This window comes from Modestobacter caceresii (genome assembly GCF_000761485.1).
Lineage (GTDB): Bacteria > Actinomycetota > Actinomycetes > Mycobacteriales > Geodermatophilaceae > Modestobacter > Modestobacter caceresii.
This window is the reverse complement of sequence record NZ_JPMX01000139.1, coordinates 1-4,458: the sequence shown is the minus strand read 5'-3', so window position 1 is coordinate 4,458 and position 4,458 is coordinate 1. Positions and strand designations below refer to the sequence as shown.

The following is a 4,458-nucleotide window of genomic DNA, read 5'->3' as shown; positions in this document are numbered from 1 at the left end:
CAGCGCTGCGTAGACGAACGCGTCGGCGTCCTCGACCGCCTCGTGCCAGCGGCGGGGGTCCACCGTCCGGCAGGTCGCGAAGAGGCTCACCTTGACCGTCAGCCCGTCGGCGGTCAGCACCTCCTGACCGGGCACCACGAGCAGCCGCGGCCGCACGGTGACCCGGACGAACCGCTGCCGCCGCCGCGCCCGGCGGTGCCGTCCCGGTGCCAGGACCTCCGTGAAGCGACCGTCCCGGTAGGCCAGGACCCGCTCCCACTCCTCGACGATGATGCGCACGACCGGCGCCCTCTCCCTGTTCGCTCGACCGGCTGCCCGCCGGGGCGACCGTCCGGCGCGCGGTCGGGCACGGACGGGGGGCACCGAGGTGCCGCAGGCCGGTCGCGCCGGGATGACCGTGCGCCGGACGGCCTGAGGAGTCGAACCCCCGGACGTTCCGCAGACGTCTGCCCTGACATGGCATGCCCGGAGCCGACACGCAGGACCTGCGACGGCGATGCCGTCCGGCTGCTGACCCCGGGCGAGCGGGAACGGTAGCGGGAACCGGCGGTGTGAGCGAGCGACTTGCCGGGATCAGTCGTCGGTGCCGCGGACGCCGGACCGCCGGCCCGGGGTGGTCTCCCGGATCAGCCGGCGGGCGGCGTCCACCTCCCGGGCGACCGGGGCGAGGACGCCGTCGGCGTCGATCTCGGCGTCGTCGGGGGCGCGGTGTTCGCGCAGGTCCCGCTCCAGCTCCCGGATCGCCTTGCGCAGCACGCCGACCTGCGCCGGGTCGGGGGCCGGTTCGCCCGCGCGCAGCGCGATGACCGCCTCGGTGACGGCGTCCGACGTCCGTTCCAGCTGCACGATGACCGGCCACCAGGCCGCCGCCCGGCTGCTGATCGGCGGCGGCTCGGCCAGCCGGCGCTGCAGCTGGGTCTGCAGTTCGGTCAGCGCCCGGTAGCTGCCCCGGCGGGCTCGCCGGGTCGCCTCGGGCCCCTCGGTGAACGCGGCGGCGACGAAGCGGTCCAGCGCCAGGGTCGCGCTGCGCAGCGCGTCGTCCAGCGGGGCCCGCCAGGTCTGCGGCCACAGCAGGTAGCCGAACACCAGCACGATCGCGCAGCCGATCAGGGTGTCGACCAGCCGGGCACCGACCAGCCCGGCTCCACTGGGCGTGGCCAGGTCCAGGAGCAGGATGATCAGCGGGGTCTGGAAGACGGAGAACAGCCCGAAGTTGCCGCTGCGGGCCCACGGCAGTGCACCGGCGGACAGTGCCAGGGGGAGCAGCACCCAGGCGTCCCGCTCCAGGAAGGTCAGCAGCAGCGACCCGATCAGGACGCCGAGCAGGGTGCCCGCCCCGCGCTGGACCGCGCGGGTGAACACCGAGCCGTAGTCGGGCTTGAGCACGATGGCCACGGTCAGCAGCACCCAGTAGGGCCGCTCGATGGGCAGCAGCTGGCGGGCGATCTCGGCGACCGTCATGCACAGCGTGAGCCGGACGACGAACGCCCGGGAGTCGGCGTTGCCCACGGTGCGGTCGAACAGGTCGTGCAGCCGCACCCGCCACTCCAGCTCGGGGCGCACCACCGCCGCCGAGGCCCGCTCCTCCGGGTCGCCGACGACGTTCCACACCAGCCGCAGGCCGTGCCGGACCGCCCGGCGCGGCGCGGGTGCGTCCTCGACCGGCGGCGGCCGTTCGCCCAGCACCGGCCGGCGGCTGGTGACGGCGGTGGCCAGAGCGTGCGCGGCCCCGATGTCCCGGGAGTCGGCCGACACCCCGCCCCGGGCACTGGCCACCGCGCCTTCCACCAGCGGTGCGGCGGCGTTGAGCACCCCGGCCAGCTCGGCGAGCTCCCGGCTGCGGCCGGCCGAGCGGCTGCGCGCGTAGAGGACCCGGTCGTAGCCGGCGTTCAGCGCCAGGGTGAGCTCGCGGCGGGCCTCGTCGGTGCGGTCGGTGCCGATCGCCTCGAGCAGCTCGGCGACCCGGGTGAACACCACCCCCACGGCGGACCGGTCGGGGTCCAGCTGCTCGGTGCGCGCCTGCACCAGCACGGCGAGGGCCCCCCACGCCGCCCCGATCAGGAAGAAGCCGAGCTCCACGCCGGCCGACAGCGGGGTCTCCAACCCGGAGGAGATCGCGGTGTAGATGAGCAGCTGCAGGGCGCCCAGGGAGAAGGCGCCGCTGATCGAGCTCAGCAGGGCGGCGACCGCCGAGACGACGACCATGAGCAGCACCGGCTGCCAGCCGCCGCCGGTCAGGCCCTGCCCGACGAGCAGGCCGACGCCCCCCAGCAGCGACGCCGCGGCGACCCGGCGCAGCCGGACCCGGAGCGGGCCCGACTGCGGCGCCAACGTCGCGGCCAGCGCGCCCATGGTGGCGAAGACCCCGGCCCCCACCGCCGGTCCCTGCACGCCCCCGATCGCCAGGGCGAGGGCCAGCGGGCCGGGGATGACCAGGGCGAAACGGGTGACGTCCCGCCACGGCACGCTCGCCGGGCTGGTGCGCACCAGCTCCTCGAGCCAGGCCGGCGCCCGCAACCCCCGCTCCGCCACAGGATCAGCCTCCCACCCGGGCGCGGCGGGCAGGGCGAGGACGTCGCACACTGGACGCCGTGCCGTGCCCGGGAGCCCACCGCTGCACCGGCCCGGTCCGGCAGTGACGGCCACCGTCGAGGAGACCGCCGCACCGTCCGCCGACCGGACCGACCCGGTGCCCGAGGGCGGCTGGCTCCGCCGGCTCGTCGGCTACTGCCTGCGCCACCGGGCCGACCTGATCGGCGCGTTCGGCGCGGCCCTGATCGGCTCGGTGATCGCCGCCGGGGTGCCGCTGCTGACCCGCGAGGTGGTCGACCGGGTCGTGGCCGGCGCGGAGTCCGGGCGCCCCGTCGGCGTCACGCCGTTCCTCGTCGCGCTCGTGCTGGCCGGGGTGCTCCGGTTCGCGGCCGGCTTCGTCCGCCGCTACCTGGCCGGGCGGCTGTCGCTGGACGTGCAACTGGACCTGCGCGACGACGTCGCCGCGGCGCTGTCCCGGCTGGACGGCCCGGCCCAGGACCGGCTGCAGACCGGCCAGACGGTCAGCCGCTCGATCAGCGACATCACCCTCGTGCAGGGGCTGCTGGCGTTCCTGCCCAACCTCACCGGCAGCGCGCTGCTGTTCGTCGTCTCCCTCGGCGTCATGGCGTGGCTCTCCCCGCTGCTCACCCTGGTCGCGCTCGCCGTCGGCCCGGCGCTGTGGTGGCTGGCGCTGCGCTCCCGCCGGGACCTGTTCCCGGCCAACTGGGCCGCCCAGCAGCAGGCCGGGGTGGTGGCCGGGGACGTCGAGGCCGCGGTCACCGGGGTGCGGGTGGTGAAGGGGTTCGGGCAGGAGGACCGCGAGCTCGACCGGCTCGACGGCGGTGCCCGCCGGCTGTTCGGCGCCCGGATGCGGGTGGTCCGGTTCACCGCCCGCTACAAGCCGCTGCTGCAGGCGGTCCCGGCGCTGGGCCAGGTGGGGGTGCTGGCGTTCGGTGGGTGGCTGGCGCTGCGCGGCTCCATCACGCTGGGGACCTTCCTGGCCTTCGCCACCTACCTGGCCGTGCTCGTCTCCCCGGTGCGCCAGCTCGCCGCCGTCCTCACCCTCGGGCAGCAGGCCCGGGCCGGGGTGGAGCGGGTGCTGGAGATCATCGACGCCCGGCCGACCCTGGTGTCCGGCACCGACCCGCTGCCCGCAGGCCCGCTGCCGGTCGAGCTCGCCGGGGTGACCTTCGGGTACGAGCCGGGCCGCCCGGTGCTCTCCGGGGTGTCGCTGCGGGTCGAGCCGGGGGAGACGCTGGCGCTGGTCGGCACCTCGGGGTCGGGCAAGTCCAGCGTGGTGAGCCTGCTGCCCCGCTTTTACGACGTCTCCGTCGGGGCGGTGCGGATCGGCGGCCGGGACGTCCGCGACCTGGACCTCGGTGCGCTGCGCGGCGCGCTCGGCGTCGTCTTCGAGGACAGCTTCCTGTTCTCCGACTCGGTGCGCGCCAACATCGCCTTCGGCCGCCCGGACGCGAGCGACGCCGACGTCCGTGCCGCCGCCCGCGCCGCCCAGGCCGACGGGTTCATCAGCGAGCTGCCCGACGGCTACGACACCGTCGTCGGCGAGCAGGGGCTGACCCTCTCCGGCGGGCAGCGGCAACGGGTAGCGCTGGCCCGCGCCCTGCTCACCGACCCGCGGGTGCTGGTGCTCGACGACGCCACCTCCGCGGTCGACGCCGCGGTCGAGGCCCGGATCCACGCCGCCCTGCGCACCGCCGTCCGGGGCCGGACGACGCTGCTGGTCGCGCACCGCCGCTCCACCCTTGCGCTGGCCGACCGGGTGGCCGTGCTGGACGCCGGGCGGGTGGTCGACGTCGGCACCGCGGCGGAGCTGGAGGCGCGCTCACCGCTGTACCGGCTGCTGCTGTCCGGCACCGGCGGCGAGCCGGCCTGGGACGACGCCCCGCCGGCCGGCAGGACCACCCC

3 protein-coding genes are annotated in these 4,458 nt (G+C 76.4%); 1 reads left to right on the top strand and 2 read right to left on the bottom strand.

Features of this window, described 5'->3' with window-relative positions; genetic code table 11:
- Positions 1 to 279: SPFH domain-containing protein (locus IN07_RS23255; protein WP_036341416.1), on the bottom strand; the 279-nt coding region annotated here is incomplete at its 3' end.
- A gap of 294 nt (positions 280 to 573) precedes the next feature.
- Positions 574 to 2,532, bottom strand: coding sequence for an FUSC family protein (locus IN07_RS23250; protein ID WP_036341414.1), 1,959 nt, complete (start codon positions 2,530 to 2,532; stop codon positions 574 to 576).
- A gap of 103 nt (positions 2,533 to 2,635) precedes the next feature.
- Here IN07_RS23250 and IN07_RS23245 point away from each other — a divergent pair.
- On the top strand, positions 2,636 to 4,458 hold a 1,823-nt coding region (locus IN07_RS23245; protein WP_156119361.1), incomplete at its 3' end, for an ABC transporter ATP-binding protein.